Annotated in this window: 15 protein-coding genes and 1 pseudogene; 5 read left to right on the top strand and 11 right to left on the bottom strand. The window is 66.0% G+C overall.

The window, feature by feature from the left end:
* Positions 1-9: 9 nt before the first annotated feature.
* A complete protein-coding gene (locus tag AB0J47_RS27485) occupies positions 10-963 on the bottom strand; it encodes a PAC2 family protein (RefSeq protein ID WP_364351932.1) in 954 nt (317 codons plus the stop codon).
* A 234-nt stretch (positions 964-1,197) separates the two neighbouring features.
* Here AB0J47_RS27485 and AB0J47_RS27490 point away from each other — a divergent pair, with 234 nt between their 5' ends.
* Complete coding sequence (locus AB0J47_RS27490) at positions 1,198-1,920, top strand: DUF5642 family protein (protein WP_364351935.1); 723 nt, start codon at positions 1,198-1,200, stop codon at positions 1,918-1,920.
* A 332-nt stretch (positions 1,921-2,252) separates the two neighbouring features.
* On the opposite strand, the gene AB0J47_RS27495 is transcribed toward AB0J47_RS27490, so the two are convergent.
* On the bottom strand, positions 2,253-2,423 hold the full coding sequence (locus tag AB0J47_RS27495) for a hypothetical protein (RefSeq protein WP_364351938.1): 171 nt from the start codon (positions 2,421-2,423) through the stop codon (positions 2,253-2,255).
* Between the two features lie 18 nt (positions 2,424-2,441).
* Here AB0J47_RS27495 and AB0J47_RS27500 point away from each other — a divergent pair, with 18 nt between their 5' ends.
* Positions 2,442-3,695 carry a DUF4192 domain-containing protein gene (locus AB0J47_RS27500; protein WP_364351941.1) on the top strand — a complete coding sequence of 418 codons (1,254 nt, stop codon included), beginning with the start codon at positions 2,442-2,444 and terminating at the stop codon, positions 3,693-3,695.
* A gap of 96 nt (positions 3,696-3,791) precedes the next feature.
* Here AB0J47_RS27500 and galE read toward each other — a convergent pair whose 3' ends face one another.
* Together galE and AB0J47_RS27510 are read right to left on the bottom strand one after the other, a co-directional pair.
* Positions 3,792-4,772, bottom strand: coding sequence for a UDP-glucose 4-epimerase GalE (galE, locus tag AB0J47_RS27505; protein ID WP_364351944.1), 981 nt, complete (start codon positions 4,770-4,772; stop codon positions 3,792-3,794).
* A gap of 3 nt (positions 4,773-4,775) precedes the next feature.
* Complete coding sequence (locus AB0J47_RS27510) at positions 4,776-5,462, bottom strand: iron dependent repressor, metal binding and dimerization domain protein (protein WP_364351947.1); 687 nt, start codon at positions 5,460-5,462, stop codon at positions 4,776-4,778.
* 321 nt (positions 5,463-5,783) lie between these two features.
* Between AB0J47_RS27510 and AB0J47_RS27515 the strand changes: the two genes are divergently transcribed.
* Both AB0J47_RS27515 and AB0J47_RS27520 read left to right on the top strand, forming a co-directional pair.
* On the top strand, positions 5,784-6,938 hold the full coding sequence (locus AB0J47_RS27515; protein ID WP_364352068.1) for an acetoin utilization protein AcuC: 1,155 nt from the start codon (positions 5,784-5,786) through the stop codon (positions 6,936-6,938).
* Entirely contained in the window at positions 6,931-9,699 is a 2,769-nt protein-coding gene (locus AB0J47_RS27520; protein ID WP_364351950.1) for a GNAT family N-acetyltransferase, read from the top strand. Before AB0J47_RS27515 ends, AB0J47_RS27520 begins: the two co-directional genes overlap by 8 nt.
* A gap of 510 nt (positions 9,700-10,209) precedes the next feature.
* On the opposite strand, the gene AB0J47_RS27525 is transcribed toward AB0J47_RS27520, so the two are convergent.
* Entirely contained in the window at positions 10,210-11,226 is a 1,017-nt protein-coding gene (locus AB0J47_RS27525) for a LacI family DNA-binding transcriptional regulator (RefSeq protein ID WP_364351953.1), read from the bottom strand.
* Positions 11,227-11,736: 510 nt separating this feature from the next.
* Between AB0J47_RS27525 and AB0J47_RS27530 the strand changes: the two genes are divergently transcribed.
* Complete coding sequence (locus AB0J47_RS27530) at positions 11,737-11,931, top strand: hypothetical protein (protein WP_364351956.1); 195 nt, start codon at positions 11,737-11,739, stop codon at positions 11,929-11,931.
* Between the two features lie 168 nt (positions 11,932-12,099).
* On the opposite strand, the gene AB0J47_RS27535 is transcribed toward AB0J47_RS27530, so the two are convergent.
* From AB0J47_RS27535 to AB0J47_RS27560, 6 genes and pseudogenes are all read right to left on the bottom strand, one after another.
* A complete protein-coding gene (locus AB0J47_RS27535; RefSeq protein ID WP_364351959.1) occupies positions 12,100-13,068 on the bottom strand; it encodes a sigma-70 family RNA polymerase sigma factor in 969 nt (322 codons plus the stop codon).
* Between the two features lie 194 nt (positions 13,069-13,262).
* Positions 13,263-14,366: pseudogene (locus AB0J47_RS27540) on the bottom strand (methyltransferase); the annotation flags it as partial.
* 137 nt (positions 14,367-14,503) lie between these two features.
* The gene (locus tag AB0J47_RS27545) at positions 14,504-15,757 is read right to left on the bottom strand and encodes a hypothetical protein (protein WP_364351962.1); all 1,254 of its coding nucleotides are present in this window, start codon (positions 15,755-15,757) and stop codon (positions 14,504-14,506) included.
* Positions 15,758-16,077: 320 nt separating this feature from the next.
* Entirely contained in the window at positions 16,078-16,263 is a 186-nt protein-coding gene (locus AB0J47_RS27550; RefSeq protein ID WP_329406653.1) for a helix-turn-helix domain-containing protein, read from the bottom strand.
* Positions 16,264-17,002: 739 nt separating this feature from the next.
* Entirely contained in the window at positions 17,003-18,511 is a 1,509-nt protein-coding gene (locus AB0J47_RS27555) for a transposase (protein ID WP_364351966.1), read from the bottom strand.
* A 55-nt stretch (positions 18,512-18,566) separates the two neighbouring features.
* Complete coding sequence (locus AB0J47_RS27560) at positions 18,567-20,021, bottom strand: NF041680 family putative transposase (protein ID WP_364351969.1); 1,455 nt, start codon at positions 20,019-20,021, stop codon at positions 18,567-18,569.
* Between the last annotated feature and the right edge of the window lie 343 nt (positions 20,022-20,364).

Below are 20,364 nucleotides of genomic sequence, written 5' to 3' on the forward strand. Positions count from 1 at the left end.
GTGATCGGGTCAGTTGGACTGTTCGCCCTCGTCGCCCTTGTCACCCTCGTAGCCGCCCTGCTCGGCCAGGAAGCGCTCGAATTCGGCGCCCAATTCGTCGCCGCTGGGCAGTTCACCGTCGCCGACCAGCAGGCTCGACTGACGTTCCTGAGCGGTGACGAAGCTGTCGTACTGGCGCTCGAGCGCGTGCACCACGGTCTCGACCTCGGAGTTGCCGGCGATGTGCTCGTTGACCTGTTCGCGCACCCGCGCGGCGGCCTCACCCAGCGCGGCCAGCGGGAATTCCAGTCCCGCGTTGTCGGCGACATGCTCGAGCAGAGTCTGCGCGGCCTCCGGGTAGGCGGTCTGCGCGAGGTAGTGCGGCACGTGCACCGAGAAACCGACGGATTCGTGGCCGTGCTGGGCCATGCGGTACTCCAGCAGAGAGGAAGCGCTGCCTGGCACCTGTAGTTCGCCCGGCCAGCGCTGATGGTCGGCGATGAGATCGCGGTCGGAGGAGTGCGCGGTGATGCCGAGCGGGCGGGTATGCGGGATCGCCATCGGGATGGCGCTCAGACCGATGCTGCGCCGCACACCGAGCTGTTCGGCGAGCAGCCGCACCGCGGTAGTGAATTTCTCCCAGCGCAGATCCGGTTCCAGGCCGGACAGCAGCAGGAACGGGGTGCCCGCGGTATCGCGCAGCGCCCACAGATTCAGCTCGGGTTCTGCGTACTCCGAGAAGTGGTCTGTCTTGAACGTCATCAGCGGACGACGCGAGCGGTAGTCCAGCAGCTCGTCCACATCGAACGAGGCGACCAGCTCGCTCTCGAGGCTCTCGCGCAGGTGCGTCGTGGCCAGCCGCACCGCATGTCCGGCATCGGTGAAGCCCTCCAGTCCGTGTACCAGGACCGGACCCAAGCCATCGTCGTTCGACAGCTGCGGAGCGGGGAACTCCAACTCGTACATTCGCGACTCGTGCTCCATCGCATCTCCTTCCTGCGCGGTTCACCGATGCGAGCTTCCAGGTTCACAGGCCTGTTGGGCAATTCGCGGCGGTCAACCACTGTCCATTGTCCCCCATGGCTCCGACACACGTTGCCACGGGCGACACCGACCCATAAGACAGGGCAACATCGGCGGTACCCCGCACATTCCCGGTCACTCCGAGAATCGGCGTGGCATCGCGGGCGGGTGCGGGGAGTTTGGCACAGTGAAGCGGTGACTGTGCCGAATTCGACGCGCAGGGGACCACGCGGATTCGGGGTATCGGGTTGGGTGCCCCTGGCCGCGGCTATGGTGCTGCTCGCCGGCTGCGCGTCGACGGTGACCGGACATCCGGTTGGGTCCGAGCCGAATACCGTGACCCAGCATGTGGCGGCACAGCTTTCGACGCTGCTGCCTGATCCCGGGCAGTTCCCGGTCGACTACGATGCCGTGGTGCTTCCGGCGGAGGCGGCCGCGCAGGCGGCGGGGGATCTGACCGGGGTCGGGCGCGGTTCGACGGTGCAACCCGATGGGTGTGTTCCGCCCGCTCAGCTATTCGGTCCGAATCAGACTGCCATCGTGGTGGGTACCGACAACCAGACGCGCGCCACGATGACCGTGGAATTGACCAGAACCGGACAGCCGTTGTCGGTGTTGCGTGAGCAGTTGAAGCGGTGTCAGCAGGTGCACGTGAGCCGGGCGGGTGCGATAACGACAGTGACCACCGAATTGCAGCAGCCGCCCCCGATCGATGCTGACGACACGCTCGCGTTGCGTCGCACAGTGGCGCCACAGGTGAGTGCGGCGCGGGTGACGCAGTCGATGCGGACGCTGACCGGGCAGGTCGCCGATGTGCGAATCACGGTGACGTACATGACATTCGGCGATGCGAAGCCCGATACCGCGGCGTTGGACGAGCTGTTCACGACGGCGGTGCGGAAGGTCAAGCGGGGGTGAATGCCGTGGGTTCTACCGAATGGCAGCTGGAGCTCGCAGCCGGACGGTAGCAGATGGCACCGACATGGTCCCCGCCGTTCTGGTCCCCGATTCCCGATTCGTCCACAATCCAAGTGTTTTCCACAGAGTAATTCGGTCCCGCGATATCCCCAGGTCAGCGTCCCGGGCTTCGCGGTGGGTAAGCGCACCCTCGATGCATGACGACTTCTACGAACGCCGCTCCCGCCCTCGGAGATCCAGGTGATGGTGCATCGCAGCGCACCGGTTTTTGCCCGAGCCCCGCCGTTCACCTCCGCAAATCCGCGCACCCGCCGCGTTTCGGCGACTCGGGTCTACGCGACGTCGCGCATCCGCGTGACGATGCGGATACAGGCCGCGGTGCGCGAATCGGCCAGCCATCGGAAAGTCCACAAGTCGACGAGCCGAATGACATCACGGATTCGAGTGACATTGCCTGTGCGTCGCGTTTCGCTGAACCAGCGGGCGATAGCGTTGGGGCGCATGCATATCGCACATGGCCCGTGGATGAGGTCTCGGCCCGATTCGATTCGATGTCCTTCTTCGACCCGGATGTCGACGACGAATCGCCGGAGTGCACACGTGGTTTCGGGAAAGAGTTGCGCCCGGGTATCTGTGCGGAACCGCCGCCGGAATTCGGGGATCGGATTCCGGGGGATTCGCTGCATGTCGACGATCCCGGTGAATTGATTGTGGCGGTGCCCGCCATGGTCGGATTCGTGCCGGAGCGGTCGCTGGTGGTGGCGGTGCTGCGCGGCGCCACCGATGCGGAGCAGAGTCCGATCATCGATGCGGTGGTGCGGTTCGATTTGGATCAGGAGGGTGGAAGTCGGCGCGGCCTCGCAGCGGCGTATGCCGAGTGTGTTTCGCATATCTGTGCCGCGGAGGGGGCGACGGAAGTACTCGCGGTAGTCGTCGATGACCGGGCGCGCGAACCGCGACGCACGCGCCGAAACGGTGTGGGGAGTACCGGGCCGTGGGGCACGCTCATCGCGGCGTTCGCGCGGCGACTGGCGCGGGCCGAGGTATACCTCGAGGGTGCCTGGGCGGTGCGCGCCATCGAGGCGGAGCAGCGGTGGTGGAGTCTGCTCGATGTGAATCACCGTGGGACGCTGCCGGATCCGGCGACATCGATGGTGACGGTGGCGCATGTGCTCGAAGGGCGACCGATCCGGGGCACCCGCTCGGAGCTGACCGATCTGGTCGCACCCGACGAGGAGCTGGCGCAACAGGTCGCGGTCCATCTCGACAGCGCCCGGGCACTCGCGCACGAGCGGTACGCGGCCGCCGTCCGGCGCGGTGATCCCGACGGATATCACCGGCGGGCGCTCGAACATATGCTGTGGCAGATCGCCAACATCGACTCCGGTGTGGCCCTCGCCGCCCAGGAGTACGCGGAACTGGCCGCGGCTCTGCGCGATCGGACAGTGCGCGACTCACTGTTCGGGTTGGCGGTCGGAGCCCACGCGGCCCCAGCCGAAACCCTGTGGGTGGTACTGACACATGCGCTGTCGGGCAGCGACCGTGCCGACGCCGCAACACTTCTCGGCTACAGCGCCTATATCCGCGGTGACGGGCCGCTCGCAGGCATCGCGCTGCAAGCGGCTCTCGAAGCCGATCCCGCCCATTCCATGGCGAGTCTGCTCGAGATCTCCCTACGCACCGGGATGCGCCCGGATACGCTGCGCCGCCTTGCCTACTGCGGGCTCGGTATTGCCGCGGACCTCGGCATCGACCTGGGGCCGGTTGTCCGGTGAGCCCGTACTCGGGCGGTCAGAGGTGAGCCGGCGAGTCACATGGTGGTTGCGGCAAGTACAGCACCACCATGTGACCGCGCTCGATAGTGAGCTGGCTTACTTCGCGCTGTGTGCCAGCGGACCGAGGTCGCGCAGGAATTCCCAGGCATCGGAGACGATTTCGTCGAGGTCGTTGTGCTTGGGCTGCCAACCGAGATCGGTGATGGCGCGATCGCTGGACGCGATCAGCGTGGCCGGGTCGCCGGCACGGCGCGGTGCGTCCTCGGCGGCGATGGGCAGGCCGGTGACGCGCTCGCAGGCCGAAATCACCTCACGGACCGAAAAACCGGTGCCGCTGCCGAGATTGAAGATGCGATGGGTGCCGGATTCCGCGGAGCCGAGGGCCAGCAGGTGGGCGTCGGCGAGGTCGCGGATGTGGATGTAATCACGGACCGCGGTGCCGTCGGGGGTGGGCCAGTCGGTGCCGAAGACCGAGATCGCCTTGCGATGACCGAGGGCGACCTGCAGCACCAGGGGGATGAGATGGGTTTCCACCACCCGGTTTTCGCCGAGGCCGCCGTAGGCGCCCGCGACGTTGAAATAGCGCAGGCTGGTCGCGGCCAAGCCGTGTGCGATCGAGTAGGAAGTGATGGCGTGGTCGATGGCCAGCTTGGAGGCACCGTAGGGGTTGGTCGGCCGGGTCGGCGCATCCTCGGTGATCGGCACTTGTTCGGGTTCGCCGTATACGGCTGCGGTCGAGGAGAAGACCAGCCTCGGCGTTTCGGTACGCCGCATCGCCTCCAGCAGTTCGAGCGTCTTCACCACATTGCCGTGCCAGTACTTCTCCGGCTGCAGCACCGACTCACCGACCAGCGACTGCGCCGCGAAATGCAGGACACCGTCGAAGGATTCGGCCTCGAGCAGTGCGGGCGCGGCGACCGCGACATCACCCTCGACGAACCGCGCCTCGGTGGGCACACCCTCGGCATTGCCGGTCGACAGATCGTCGACCACCACGACCTCGTGCCCCGATTCGAGCAGAACCTGCGCGCAGACGCCACCGACATAGCCCGCGCCACCCGTGACCAGAAGTTTCACGCCTCAGACCAACTTCACCTGGACGGCGTGGGCCATTTCGTCCGAGAGCTCGAAACCCTCGTGGCCGGGCACGGTGATGACTACCGAACCGGGCTTGGTCTCGACCGTCACACGGGCGTCGGGCACCACACCCGCCTCCCGCAACTGGCCGATGACCTCAGGATCGGTCTGGATGTGCTCGGCCAGGCGACGCACCACGACGGCATGCACCTGTCCGTGCGGCAGATCCGACAGCCGCACCAGGGTTTCGTCGGCGCCGCTCGACGGGATGATGCCCAGCTCGTCCAGCCCCGGAATCGGGTTGCCATAGGGGGAGGTCGTCGGGTGGTTGAGCACCTCGACCAGTCGCCGCTCGACATCCTCGCTCATGACGTGTTCCCAGCGGCACGCCTCGGCGTGCACGTTCTGCCAGTCGAGCCCGATGATGTCCACGAGCAGCCGCTCGGCGAGGCGATGCTTGCGCATGACCGCGACCGCCATGCTGCGGCCCTTGTCGGTCAGTTCGAGATGGCGATCACCGGCGACCAGCAGCAGACCATCGCGTTCCATCCGCGCGACGGTCTGGCTGACCGTCGGGCCACTCTGCTCGAGGCGCTCGGCGATGCGCGCACGCAGGGGCACCACGCCCTCTTCCTCGAGGTCGTAGATGGTACGGAGGTACATCTCCGTGGTGTCGACCAGATCCTTCACCTGTTACCCCTTCGTCGGCACGAATTCTACCCACGCACGTCGGCACCCCCGCGTGCCGCGTGGTTTCGCGCTACACCCGTGACTGCGCTGTGGGAATTCTGTCGGCGCACGGCCTGTCACCGTGTTCGCTCTTGCTTGTATTTCTACTGCATACGAACGTCCAACGGGGCCGTTACCTTCCCGCGTAGCGTTGCGAGCATGGCCACTGCACCGCACGGCGAACAGTCCGCGCCGCTCGACGAAGGTGATCTCGAGGCGCGATCCGGGACCGTCGTCTGGACCGACCGTTTCCTCGACTACGCGTGGACGCCGGAGCATCCCATGAAACCGGCGCGCCTGCAGTTCACCATGGCCTTGGCGGAAAGTCTCGGATTACTCGACGGTGTCGAGCGATTGGTGCCCGAGCGGGCCGAAGTGTCCGATTTGCTGCGCATCCACACCGCGGACTACATCGAAGCCGTCGAACACGCCACACCGCCCGCGGGTGCGCCGCTCGCACCTCCGTATGGCCTCGGCTCACCGGACAATCCGGTATTCCCGCGGATGCATCAGGCGGCCTCGGTGATCGTCGGCGGCACATTGACCGCCGCGCGCGAGATCGCCCACGGGCGGACCCGGCGCGCGGTGAGCATCGGCGGCGGCATGCACCACGCGATGCCGGATTCGGCGGCGGGATTCTGTATCTACAACGATGCGGCCGTGGCCATCTCCTGGCTGCTGGACAACGGATTCGACCGGATCGCCTACCTTGATGTCGACGTGCATCACGGCGACGGTGTGCAGCGCGCCTTTTACGGCGACCCCCGGGTACTGACGATCTCGATTCATCAGCATCCGGCCACCCTGTGGCCCAATACCGGTTGGCCGGAGGAGACCGGCCACGGTGCTGCCGAGGGCACCGCGATCAATCTGGCGGTCCTGCCGGGCACCCGAGATCCCCAGTGGCTGCGCGGCTTTCACGCGATCGTGCCCGGTGCGCTCGCGGCCTTCCGTCCGCAGATCGTGGTGAGCCAATGCGGTGTCGACACTCATCGCGAGGACCCGCTGGCCGATATGGAACTGACCGTCGACGGGCAACGCGCCGCCTTCATCGCCATGCGCGATCTGGCCGACGAATACGCCGAAGGCCGTTGGCTCGCCGTCGGTGGCGGTGGCTACGGCCTGGTGCGGGTGGTGCCGCGCGCCTGGACGCATCTGCTGGCGACTGCGCTGGACCGCACCATCGCACCGGAAACCGCGGTGCCGCAGGACTGGATCGATATGATCCGATCCGCGGCGCCGACCGTCGATCCGCCGCGCACCATGGGTGACGGTGGTAACACCGCCTACCACCCATGGGATGGTCCCGGCGGCACCGGGGAAACTGGGGACGCGCGCACCGACCGTGCGCAACGCGCAATCGATATGGCCGTATTGGCCACGCGCCGAGCCACCTTCGGGTTGCTCGGCCTGGATCCGGAGGACCCCCGTGACTGAGAACCCACCCGTCCCGGACTCCCCGAGCACGCCCGCGGTGCCGCCACCGCCGCCGCAGCACTGGTTCGCCGATGTACTGGCCTCCGACGGCGGCGTGGTGCGACTGTGCCCGATCACGCCCGATGATGCCGAGCGGCTGCAGGAATTCCACGCGGCGCTGTCGGATCGTTCCCGATATCTGCGCTACTTCGGTCCGTACCCGCGCATTTCGCCCAAGGATCTGTACCGCTCCACCCACGTCGACCACCACGACCGGGTCGGACTGCTGCTGGTCCTCGGTGAGGCGATCATCGCGGTCGGCCGCTATGAACTGCTGACCGACCGCATCGGACCACGCGCCGCCGAAGTCGCATTCGTGGTGGCAGACGAACACCAGGGACGCGGACTCGGATCGATTCTGCTCGAACATCTGGCGGGCGCGGCCGCGGAGAACAAGATCGAGACGTTCGTCGCGGAGGTGCTCGCGGAGAACACTGTGATGGTCACCGTATTCCGTGACGCGGGCTACCAGGTGGAGCGCGCCAGGGACGGTTCGGTGCTGCATCTGGAATTCGCCATCGATCCCACCGAAGCTCTGCTCTCGGTGCGGGATTCGCGTGAGCGCGCCTCGGAGGCGCGCAGTGTCGGCAATCTGCTCGCGCCGCGTTCGGTCGCGGTGATCGGCGCCACCATGGGCCCGGCCCGGGTCGGTGGAGTGATCCTGGCCAATTTGCTGTCCGGAATGTTCCAGGGGCCGGTTTTCCCGGTCAATCCGAATCGGCGATCGGTGCGCGGGGTACGGGCGTACCCGACGGTGCGCGATATTCCCGATGAGGTGGATCTCGCGGTGGTCGCCGTGCCACCCGAGGCGATCAGTTCGGTTCTGGACGACTGTATGGCCAAGGGCGTCAAGGGATTGGTGGTGCTCACCGCGGGCTTCGCGGAAACCGGCGAAGATGGTGTGGTCGCCGAACACGAGCTGGTAGCCGCGGTGCGCGGGCACGGGATGCGGGTGGTCGGGCCGAGTGCGCTCGGCATCGCCAATACCGATGCCTCGGTTTCCTTGAACGCGACCCTGGCCTCGGTGCTGCCCGGGCGCGGGCGCATCGGATTCTTCTGTCAGTCCGGTCCATTGGGTGCGGCCATCCTCGGTGAAGCTGCCGCACGCAATCTGGGGTTGTCGACCTTCGTTTCGGCGGGCAATCGCGCCGATGTGTCCGGCAACGACCTGCTGCAGTACTGGGACACCGACTCCGCCACCGATGTGATCCTGCTGTATCTGGAGAGCTTCGGTAATCCGCGCAAATTCTCCCGGATCGCGCGTCGGGTCGCGCGGAGTAAACCGATCGTCGCGGTGAGCAGTGGACGTTTGGCAGCGCGGTCCCAGCCGACCGGGGATATGGATCGATCCATCGTGCGCGACCTGTTCGTGCAGTCGGGAATCGTTCAGGTCGACTCTATTTCGGAACTGTTCGACTGTGCGGCGCTGCTGGGTTATCAGCCGCTGCCCGCGGGTCCGCGGGTCGCTGTGATCGGCAATAGTGCGGCGTTGAACTGGTTGGCCGTCGATGCCGCGCGCGGTGAGGGGCTCGAGGTTCGACGTCCCGCCACGGTGCCGTACGACGGCGTTCGACGCCCGCGCCCGACCGAGCGTGTGGTGGACGAGCAGTCGATCGGCGATCCAGTGAGCCTGGGACCGGACGCGACGCCGGGTGCCTACTTGGATGCGGTGGTCGCCGCGTTGCGCTCGGACGAGATCGATTCGGTGATCGTGGTTTTCGCGCCGCCGGTGCCGCTGCGGATGGCCGGATTCGCCGATGCCATTCGCGAGGCCGCGGCGGCCGTACCCGATGCGGCGAAACCTATTCTCACCACTTTCGTCGCCGAGCAGGGGATTCCGAACCTGCTGGCCATGCGTGGTCCGGCCGGTACAGCGGTGCGCGGCTCGATACCGTCCTATCCGGATCCGGAGCGCGCCGCACGGGCGCTGGCCAGGGCACATCGGTACGCGCAGTGGCGCACGAAACCGGTGTCGACGGTAGTGCGTCCGGCCGGTATCGACGCGGAACAGGCCAAGCGGCTGGTCGCGGGCTGGATGGCCGAATCCGACGGGCGTTGGCTCACCGACCTGGAAGCCGTCGATCTATTGGACTGCTACGGGATTCACGTCGTCGAATTCCGCGAGGTCCGCAGCGCCGACGAGGCGGTGGCGGCGGCCGAGGAACTCGGCTATCCGGTCGCGGCCAAGGCGACCGGCGAAATGTGGCGGCGCCGACCGGATCTCAGCGGGGTTCGTTTGGACCTGTGGCGCCCGGAGGCCGTTCGCCAAGCCTATGCGCATCTGGTGGAACTGTGCGGTGATCCGGCCGTGCACATCCAGAAGATGGCCTCCCCCGGTGTTGGCTGTGTGCTGCGGGTGCAGGACGACCCGTCCTTCGGTTCGGTCATCGAATTCGGCCTCTCCGGCATGATCATCGAACTCCTCGGCGACCGCGCCTACCGCGCCCTCCCACTCACGGCCGACGAAGCGAGCGCCCTCATCGACGCCCCTCGCGCCGCCCCTCTCCTCTCCGGCACCCCCGCCAGCCCCCGCGTCGACAAACCCGCCCTTGTCGAACTCGTCCAACGCGTCTCGGCCCTCTTCGACGACCTCCCCGAAATGCGAGAACTGTCCTTCGACCCCGTCCTCGCCTCCGCCAACGCCGCCGCGATCCTCTACGCCCGAGCCCGCTTCGGCCGCCAACCCAGCCGCTTCGACTCCGGCCCCCGCCGCCTCGGCTGAGCCCCGCTGCCCCGGACCGTGCGAGCCCGCCGCCACCCAATTCGCCGATCTGCTGTTCTCGCACGCATCGAAATCCCACGTCAGCGGTGCGAATCGCCGCCGGGCGTTGGCCGGTTCGATCGGGGCGCGCAGTGCACCCGCACCCGCGGCGGCGCCGGGGAGTATCGGGCGCTCGTCGACCACCGCGGAGTTGCGCGGGCTGCTGGTGCTGTCCGGTCAACGCGGCGGCGGCCTGCTGCACTCGCGAGCGTAGGGGTCTCGCGTTGGCTGGTGCGAAGCGCCGTCGGGTAGCGCATATACCGATTCGCTCGGTGGTTAGCGGTGCAGAGGACCGTGGCTGCGGCCGAGGAATCTGTGGGGTTGCGGTTGCGGTCGGATCGGTCAGCGCGGAGGCCCGGAGCAGGTAGTTCGCATCGCCGCTGCGTAGCGCACGGACCCAGTTCGATCGGTGGTGAGTATGCAGGGACTGTGGCCTGTGCGCGGGAGCACGCGTAGTAACCGCGGGATACATCAGCGGTGCGGTGGGGCGGTGGAGCTGCGTACGACGAGGGACGGGGGGAGGAGAACGGAGCGGTGGGTTCGGGTGGGTTCGGCGATGGATTCCAGGAGCATGCGCGCGCCTTCGCGGCCGATGTCGCGGTGCGGGATGGCGATGGTGGTCAGCGGGGGACTGAGCTTGTCGAGATAGGGCATGCCGTTGAAGCCGGTCACGCTGATGTCGGTGGGGCAGCTGATGTTTCGTTCGGCGAAGACGTCGTAGCAGCCGAGGGCGATGAGGTCGTTTCCGGCGACAATCGCGGTGAAATCGTCGGCGGAGTTCAGTGCGGTGTGCAGCGCTCGGGCTCCGGCGTCTTCGGTCCACCTGTCGCACACCATGATTCGATCGGAGTCGTCAAGACCGTGTTCGTGAGCGGCGGTCCGGAAGGCACGCAGACGCTCGACACCGGTGGAGGTGGTTTGTGGGCCTGCGAGGTGCAGGATCCGGCGGTGGCCCAGTTCGACGAGATGCTTGACGGCGAGCCCGATGCCAGCCGCGTCATCGGCGGCGACAGATCCGACAGCGAGACCCTGGGTGCGGCAATTGACCAGCACCATCGGCACGCGCTGCTCATGCAACTGCTGCAGCAGTGGATGTTCCAGCAGTGCGGTGGCGATTATCAAACCCTCGGCCTGGCGCGAGCGCAGCGAGGTGATCTGCGCCTGCTCGCGATCGGGCCGGTGGTCGGTGTCGACGATGAGGCTGCTGTACCCGGCGGCGGCCAGTACATCCTCGATGCCGCGCACGATCGACGGAAACAACGGGTTGGTGAGATCGGGGATGACCAGCCCGATCGTCCCTGACTTTCCGGTCTTCAAACCCCTGGCAATCGGATTCGGCCGATAACCGAGCGTTTCCGCCGCCCGCAACACCCGCCGCGCGGTCTCCGGATTCACCAAGGCGCGGGCATTGGGATTCAAAGCGCGCGACGCCGTTGCCGTGTGCACACCAGCCGCGTTGGCCACATCCCGGAGCGTGGGTCCCTGCATCGCAGAAATACTAAGCGGCCGCCGCACCACCCCACCTCCCGTCATCCCTACTCCAAGCGCCGGATTCAGATCCGGGAGCAGCCTGCCCGCCATGGCGTGCAGATATCAGCAGCGCGGCAGGCGTCCCTCCGTTGTCCTCCGATAACGACTACAGCCACCATCTGGCGCGGTTCGGGCGTTCAGCTGAGTCGAATTGTTTACGCCGGCGGCGGGTGATCAGTGGCGACGGGTATCGGATATCGGCGCAAGCGCGATAGACGGCAGCGTGCGGTGGACAGGCGGCGGCGCGCGATAACGATGGGCCGCGGCGTCCGATAGGCGGTGCGCCCGATAGGCGGTGCGCCCGATAGGCGGTGCGCCCGATAGGCGGTGCGCCCGATAGGCGGTGCGCCCGATAGGCGGTGCGCCCGATAGGCGATGCGCCCGATAGGCGGTGCGCCCGATAGGCGGTGCGCCCGATAGGCGATGCGCCCGATAGGCGATGCGCCCGATGGGCGGCAGGCGGGATGGATGGCAGGCGGGATGGGCGGCAACTCGATGTGCCTGCCGCTCGCGCCGGCCACCGCACGACCTGTCCAGGCCAGCGTCGGAATCGGCCGAGTGCAGGAGGATTTGGCGATTCGGTTCGATCTGCAGGCCGAGAACTCCGCACTCGCACTGAAACCGGAGAACGTCACGGTCAACGACGAACTCGGCGGGGATTGAATGAGGTTCGCCGACCGGCTCGCGCGAACCCGGAGGGGGCGGGACGCGCGGTCACCGGCCGGCGTTCGAGGTGACCGCCCGGGTCACCAAGCCGGACGCCGGAGCGGCCTCGGAGGGGTCCGGCGTCATGGGCACGTGCCGGGATCACCGGCACGGGTTATTGCGAAATCAGCTGGCGTAGGCGCGCAGGCGGTCGGCCCGCTCACCCTTGCGCAGCTTCGACATGACCTCACGCTCTATCTGACGAACACGCTCGCGGGAGAGTCCGAAGAGCTTGCCGATCTGATCGAGGGTGCGCGGCTGGCCGTCGTCCAGGCCGAAGCGCAGCCGGATGACCTGCTGCTCGCGCTCGTCCAGGGTGGCGAGCACGCTGCGCACATCGTGGTGCAGGAGCCCGGCGATCACGGCGGATTCGGCCGAGGTGGCCTCGGAGTCCTCGATGAAATCGCCCAGCGGTGCCTCTTCGTCATTGCCGACCGGCATATCCAGGCTTACCGGGTCGCGGCTGTGGTCGAGCAGATCGGAGATCTTGTCGACCGGAATGCCGGACTCCTTGGCGAGTTCGGCATCGGTGGCCTCGCGACCGAGCTGCTGATGCAGTTCGCGCTTGATCCTGGCCAGCTTGTTGACCTGCTCGACCAGATGCACGGGCAGGCGGATGGTGCGGCTCTGATCGGCCATACCGCGCGTGATGGCCTGTCGAATCCACCAGGTGGCATAGGTGGAGAACTTGAATCCCTTGGAGTAGTCGAACTTCTCCATTGCCCTGATCAGGCCGAGGTTGCCCTCCTGGATCAGGTCCAGCAGCGGCATACCGCGGCCGGTGTAGCGCTTGGCGAGGGAGACCACGAGCCGGAGGTTGGCTTCGAGTAGATGCGAGCGTGCCGACTGGCCTTCGCGAACGATGATGGCCAGATCGCGCTTGCGGGTGGCCGACAATCGCTTGCCGGTCTCCAGCAGATGCTGCGCATAGAGGCCCGCCTCGATGCGCTTGGCCAGCTCGACCTCATCGGCTGCCGTGAGCAGTGCGGTACGGCCGATCCCGTTCAGGTACACGCGTACCAGGTCGGCTGCAGGGCTCTGGGCGTCGAGGTCCGAATCGCTGGTGCGCACACGAGTGGTGGCGGGGCTTGTCATGACTTGCCTCCTGTCGGTGGTGTCTCACTCCGAACAACGGACCCGACAAGTAGAAAGTTCCCCGCTATAGCTCCGATAAACCGCTCTGAACTGCGGTTTCCATCACTTGCGTCTGAGAAGTTCCTGAGAACCCCGCCCTGTCGGAACCACCCGTGCGCGAAGCGTCCGGCGGGACGGGAATGGTTGCCGCTTCGTTACACGGGCCGCACCAAACCGTGGCGAACCAACCCGGCCACCACGGATAATGCGTCCGCCGTGAACTCCTCGGTGACTTCGCCCGATCCGTGGGCGAGCGCGAGCAGTTCTATCAGCTGTTGTAACGGCAAACCGTCGGCGCGCATTCCCGCGACGAGTGCGATGGTGGACTCGTCCACCTCGTGCTGCCAGCGCGGACCGTCGCCGCGGTGCAGCCGCGCGACCTGCTGCTCCCAACCGAATTCGCCGTGCAGATAGACCCGTTCCAGTGCGGTCGCGGGATCGACCACGAAACGTGTTGACCAGGCGAGGTTTTCCTCGGCGGCGGCACGGCGCAACCAGGCCGAGCGCTCGAAATACGCAGTGGCTTCGGCGCCGAGCGGATCGTCGAAGCCGTGCGTCAGATCCTCGGCAAGCAGTTCGGTCGGACCATCGATGGCATGCAGATAGACGAAGCCGAAGCCGATGCCCTCGACATCCGCGGCGGTGAAGGCGTCCAGCCACTGTTCGGCGCGGGCCTGTGCGGCCGGGTCGCGCGGATCCAAACCCGCGTCGCGTAGCCATGTTCCGACATAGAGGGCCGGATCGGCGATATCGCGTTGGACCACCCAGGCATCGACGCCGTGCGGCGGCAGCCAGGACGAGACGCGCTGGCGCCAGTCCTCGCCGTCCACATGCACCCACGCGGCCAGCATCGCGGCGGTGCCACCGGGGGCGAGCACACTAGGAACCTGCGAGATCACCAATTCGCTTGCGCCGTCGAGTGCTAGGCCGGAGTCGCGGTAGGTGTGCTCTATGCGTGCCGGCCCGACGACGAACGGCGGATTGGCCACCACCTGGTCGAAGCGCCGACCGGCCACCGGCTCGAACCAGGAACCAGGTAGAAGTTCGATATCGAGTCCGTTGAGTGCGGCCGTCGCCTCGGCCAACCACAGGGCACGCGGGTTCACGTCGGTCGCGGTCACCCGGTCCGCATACGCGGCGGCGTGGACGGCCTGAACGCCGCAGCCGGTGCCCAGGTCCAGGACCGAACCGACGCGGCGGGTAGGAGTGGCGCGCAGCAGCGAGAGGGAGGCGTGGCCGACGCCGAGCACATGATCCTCGGTCAGGGTGCGTCGCAGGTTCAAATCCTGTCAGCCCGACAGAAAAACCCCTTCTGACCTCGGTCGGGAGGGGTTTTTGTTTTCAGGTCGAGGGTCGGGATTTGACCCGATCCCACATTAATCTCACACTTTCGGGCCTATTCGCCCCGTGCCCACCGCTCGAGGACGTCCCGATTGTCCGGCACGGTTTCCGGGATGTCGATGTAGTGGCCCTTCGCTACAGCCGTGGTGTTACCCAGTTGGCGGGCCGCGCGCTCGGGGTCGTCGTACTCGTGGTCGACGGCGGTGGCGGCGCCCTTGCGGAAGGTTCGCGGTGTGATCCATGCGAAGGTTTCGCCGCGGGCGGCGCGCCAGGTCCTGCCGAAGTTGTTCGGGTTGCGCAGTGTCCCGACTCGGGACGGGAACAGCAGTCCCATCGGGTTCGGCTGCCCTGAGGTCTTCAGGTGCTCGATGGCCTCGCGGATCGACTCGATGGTGTGTGGTGGCAACAGGATTCGGCGCCATCCGTTTTCGGTCTTCGGAGCGGGCTTGCGGATCCATCCGCCGGTGCCTTTGCCCTTCTGCTCGACCAGGGTTCCGGTGATGTCCAGATACGGGTCTTCAGCATCGAGATCGATGTCTTCGAGGAGCAGCGCGAATACCTCGTGCGGGCGCATGCCGGTCCCGGTGATCACGTCGATCACCCACACCACTGCCCAGTCCCGTGCGGGCCCGGTCGTGTAGGCAGGGGTGCCGGGGATCTCCTCGCCACGCGCCCACGCGCGGACCTGGGCGCGGAAAGCGGGCAACGCATGCTGGTCTTGGACCTTGCCGCGGGCTTGCTTTTTGCGCCTGGTGAACGCGCCGACACCGTCGATCGGGTTCGTCTCGACGGCACCGTGGCGGACAGCGATCTGCAGCATCGCGCGTAGGACGATCTTGTGCTGCTTGGCTTTGCGGCGTAAACCCAGGATCACCAGGCGTTTGAGGTGCCGATCCAGTTCTCCGGCCGTGGCCTGCCAGACCTGAAGGTTGCCCAGGGAGTTCTCGATCTTGATCGTCTTGGGGTCGGCACGCTTGTCTTTGGATACGTAGATCTCGCGGCGGTAGTCCTCGATGTTCCCCTCGGTGTAGGCGTCATCACCCTCCAGCTCGACGAGGAGTTCGGCGGCCAGATCGATCAGCTTGGTGGTGCGGGTGATGCGCCGAGATCCCAGTTGTTCCCGGTGGTCGCGCATGGCTTCGGCAAGCCGGTTGCGTGCGTCGTCGGCGGTAACACCGATCCGCTCGATCTGGGTACTTCCCGCGGCACCATAGAACCGAACGGTGGCGCGCCAGCGTCCGTTCTTCTGCTTCTTCGGCTTCGTCGGTGTGCCGAAGGTCCCAATGGGTTTGGGGAGTCTGCCGCCCAATTGTGCTTTCTCCGTTCGGTACTCGGTGTGCGGATTGCTGCGTGTTGCGCTTGGTCCAGTCGGGGACTTAAGTGGCGTGACAGGTCCGTGAGATGGCTTCGTCGGACTGGCTGATCGTTCGAGGTAGGTAGCGATGCCCAGCGGCGACGAGTCTCGAAGATCGAAAACTCGTTTTCAAGACCCGAAAGTTTGCTAACTAGTAGCTAACAATGGCAATGCTCAGCCTGGTTGCGGCGATTCCGTGGTGAAACCGCGCGCGACAATGGACAATTGGGATGAGTGGCTGCCGTGCGCTCGGTGCGCAGCAACACAGCAGCCGGTCACGTCTTGTCCAGTTGCTCTTGCTCCCACGCGAGTAGATCGCTGAGTCGATAGCGCCGGTACCGTCCCATTCGTGCGAATCGAGGACCGCGTCCAGCGCTCGCCCAGGCGGCAAGAGTCTTCTTCGGAATCTTCAGCCGTTCGGCGACATCGTCGGTGCTGAGCCAGACCACTTCACCGGACATGGGGGTCTCCGTGTGAAACCGCCGCACTGCACTGGCTGTCGATGTGTTCGTCGCCGAGGACGAGGTGAGCCGAACAGGACTGTGCTACAGGCCGATTCGCTTCTCGTCGGCGCAGAGGTGGCCCGGAAGACTCCACGCTGAGTCGGTGAGCAGCTGTGCGCGCACCGAGGAAACTGACTGGCAGTCCATGGCCAGTGACCGAAGTGATGCCGATCGATCGACGGGGCCAACTGACAGCGATACGCCCTCGCTTGGAATCCCTTGCCCCGAACATGGACAGCGCTGTTGTGCTTGGTGGAATGGCCGCGCGGGAAGAATCAAGGGGGAGTGGATACATGGGTTACTCATTCCTCACCCGATCCGCGATTCATCCCCAACTTCCATGAAACCCCAAATCCCACATTTTCGCCACCGATCTTGTAACGGCGAACGCTTTCGTGTGCGCGCCAGTCTTCACATTCGGTCGACAACTCGGGGAGCATGAAGTTGCCCGTCGGCCGGAGTTGGCGCTCGATGTGACCAAGGACGATCGCCGAATGAAGCCATCGGTTATCGGGGCCGAGTTCTTCACGGTGAGCTCGAAGACGCTGTCGCATCCGGTCGGCGGAACGTGTGATGCGCTGAAAGTTCGAGTGTCACAGTCACATCGAGGTTAAGGAGCCTGTTGCCGAATTGGTTGTGGTCTCTGGTCGGGTGTGATGGTGATCGTGGTCGGGGGCTATGGGCCCCGCGGCCGCGATCAGGTGGCGGGTGCGGCTTGGTGGGTGATGTAGCGCAGCAGGTTGGTGGCGGTGGCGGCGAGTTTCAGCTCGGCGGCGCAGGCGGCCAGGCCGCGGCGGGAGAATCGTGAGAGTCCTCGCCGGTCTTTGATGTGGGCGTTGACGGGTTCGACGATCGCGCCGCGGCGACGGTAAATATGTTGTCCTTCAGGTGTTTTCAATCGTTGGGCCATGGCTGTGAGTGTCGGGTTGGTGTGGTGGCGAGCGCCGGTGTCGGGGTTGGTGCCGCGTTGGAATCGGTCCTTGGCCACCGCGATCAACCGGTCCGGCCCCGGGGTGTGTGCGGGGTCGATGTTGGTGATCGAGCAGTAACCGGCATCGGCGGTCACGACACCGATCCTGCGCTCGTGCCCGGCTGCCCGTAGCGCGTCGAGTTCGTTGCGGGCCGCAGCAAGCATCGGAACGAATTGGTGGGTGTCGGCCGGTTCGTCGGTGAGCTCGCAGGCGATGATCACGTGGTCCTCGGAAACGACGAGTTGGGCGTTGTATCCCTGAACGAATCCGGTGCGGGTCTTCATCAGTCGTGATTGCACGTCGGTGAGATTGCGTTTCTTGACCGGTTGTTTAGCCAGTTTGGCCGTCATCGCCGCCTGGGCCGCCTCCACCCGTGCGGCCAACGCCATGATCCGAGTGGTCTGCTCCGGTGGTTTACGCACCCGGCCGGTGATCTTGCCGCCCGCCGCGAGGATGTCCTGCTGGGCCTGCCACGCCCGCTGCTGAGTGGCCAGGACCCGCTCATAGGTCGCGCGCACGGTATCCAGGCGCCGCTGTGAGAACCGCATCGCCTGTGATGGCTTCTCGATGCGTTCGGTCTCGATCGAGGCCAACGCCGCACGGATCGTTTCCCGCCGCCGCCCCGCACGCATCGACGCTGGAGTGTCATCGTCACCGTCATCGGTGCGGTCCTCGGCCTCATCGACGGCCTGGGCTTCGGCCACGATGGTGGCCGCGGTCTCGGCGAGCATTTTTCGCAGTGTGTCCTCGCTGCGGTTGGCGAACATACTCGCATCCGCGGCGATCTTGGTGCCATCGAGGGCGACCACTCCCACCCTCACCATCCCCGCCCGCGCGCACAACAACAACACCTGGGAAAACAAGGCCGTGAACGCCGCCTCATGCTCGGCGCGGAACCGCGCGATCACCGTGTGATCAGGCACATCCTGAGCACACACCACCCGAAACGCCACATCGGTGTGACACGCGCGTTCGATCGCCCGCGACGAACGCACCCCGACACAATAGGCATACAACAACAACCCCACCAGCATGTCCGGGTCGTAACCACGCTGCCCCGCAACAGATTTCACAGTCTTGCGCCGTGACCGGCAGCGATGCAACACCGAGGTATCCAACTCGGCGACGATATCGAGCAACTGCCATACCAGGTGATCGGCATCCAGCCACTCCCGCATATCCGGCGGCAACAAAAACTGCTGATCCCGCACCACCGGCCGATACGACTTCGCCACCGACCCATACTCCTCGAGACCACACCAATTCGGCAACAGCCTCTAAGCTTGCCGTTTAACCCGTGCGCCGAGGCTTGGTGCCCTTCTTGTGGTGTGCCGGGCGGGTGTAGGGCTCGCCGGTGGCAAGGATCCGTCCCACGTCGTGGCGGGCGGCGCGGCTGCGGTTTTTGGAGCCGGAGGGGCGGCCAGGCCCGGGTCGGGTAGGTTTTGGTGCATCCGCTGGTGATCCCGTCTTCGCGGCGATGCAGCGAAACCCCCGCCGAACTCGTGCGGGTGTAAGCCGTTGCGGTTCAACGGGTTTCTCCCAGGGACGCCGGAGGTCATCGGCCAGCGGTCGGGCTAAGCGTAGCTGGGTATAGGCCACCAGGGTCAGCCAGGTCCAGCGGTCGGCCGATTCGGGCTCACGCAGCTGCGGCCGTGTCCAGCCCAAAGTTTGTTTCCACATCCGGAACATGTGCTCGATATCGAAGCGGCGCAAGAACATGCGCCAACACCAGTCGACATCCGCGGCGGTGGCATCGACACCGGACCACCACAGCCACACCGGTTTGTTCACCCCACCGCTGGGAAGATGCTCGACCCGCAACCGGATGACGGTTCCGGAGATGATCGGCAACTCACCTTCGTATCCGGCCCACGCTGCTCGGCGGGTCAAGATCGGATGCAACCGATCCCACGCCTGCGCGGTCACCGTTCCGTAAAGCCTCGTGCCACAGGAAGTTTCAACGTCGGTGTCCTGCCAGGTGGCTGGGTCGCCGAAGACGAACTCGCTACCGTGTTTGGGTGGGCGGCCACCGGCAGGGTTGGGCACCCACGCCCCGGCCGCGCGCCGCAGCACCCGGTCCGACCGCATCCGCGCCAGAATCTGCACCGGCAGATCCGCCAGCAGGTAGGCGATGCGCGGCCCCTCGTAGCCGGCGTCGAGCACGAACCAGATGTCAGGATCTCCTTCACGCCACTGACCAGCGGAGATAAGGCGCTGGGTGACATCACGGATCTGGGCGACGGTGACCGCGGCGACATCGGCGCCGGGCGCGAGGCGCTGCGCGTCTAACGGCGCCGTCCATGACGTGCCGCCGGTTTCCAGCGCCGCGACGATCGAATACGGCCAGCCCGGAATCATCCGATGCTCGTCTTTCCCGCGCCCGTAGGTGTGGCAGAACGACCGATCCGGGCAGGTCGCGCCGTCCGGGCGCAGCCACGGTGACACATCCACCGCCAATACCAGGCGTCCATCGGCCGCGCGTGGCAATCGCACCTGCGTCAAGGCTGTTCGCAGCCGGTCGATTTCGACCCGGCCGTGGTTCACCGCGTCATACAGGGCGCCGTGGCCGCGCCGGTGTTCCGGTGCCAGGGACAACCCGACCATCGACCGCACCGGCCCGTCGCTGCACAGCACTGCCTCACACAGCTCGAACAACGCATCGCCGCGTCTGGCCAGGCTGTCGTAGAAGCCCTGCCGGAACGCCACCAGGTCCCCCAGCGCGTCTTCGCGCCCGCTGTCGGTCATACTGATCACTGCAGCCCTTGTTTGAGATTCGTTGTGTCGCAACATCAATCATCGAACAAGGGCTGCTTTCATGATCAACCAGGGTCACGCCACCGGCTGGGCCGAGGTTAAACGGCAAGCTAAGACCCTTGTCTCTGTCCAGAAACCTTGAAGGACAAGGGAACTACGCCGACTGGAGCGAAGCGGCACAATGGCGCTGGACCACCCTCGGATCGCCGATGCGCCCTTGCTGCACCAAGTGCTCGCGGACGAGGTGCGGAGCTGTCTCACCCATATTTTACGCGGTTCTCTACTCCATCGAGTCGGACTATGTGCTGGTTATCGCGGTGATACACAGCCGCCA

The sequence above is a fragment of the Nocardia sp. NPDC049737 genome, from assembly GCF_040674755.1.
In the GTDB taxonomy this organism is placed as follows: Bacteria; Actinomycetota; Actinomycetes; order Mycobacteriales; family Mycobacteriaceae; genus Nocardia.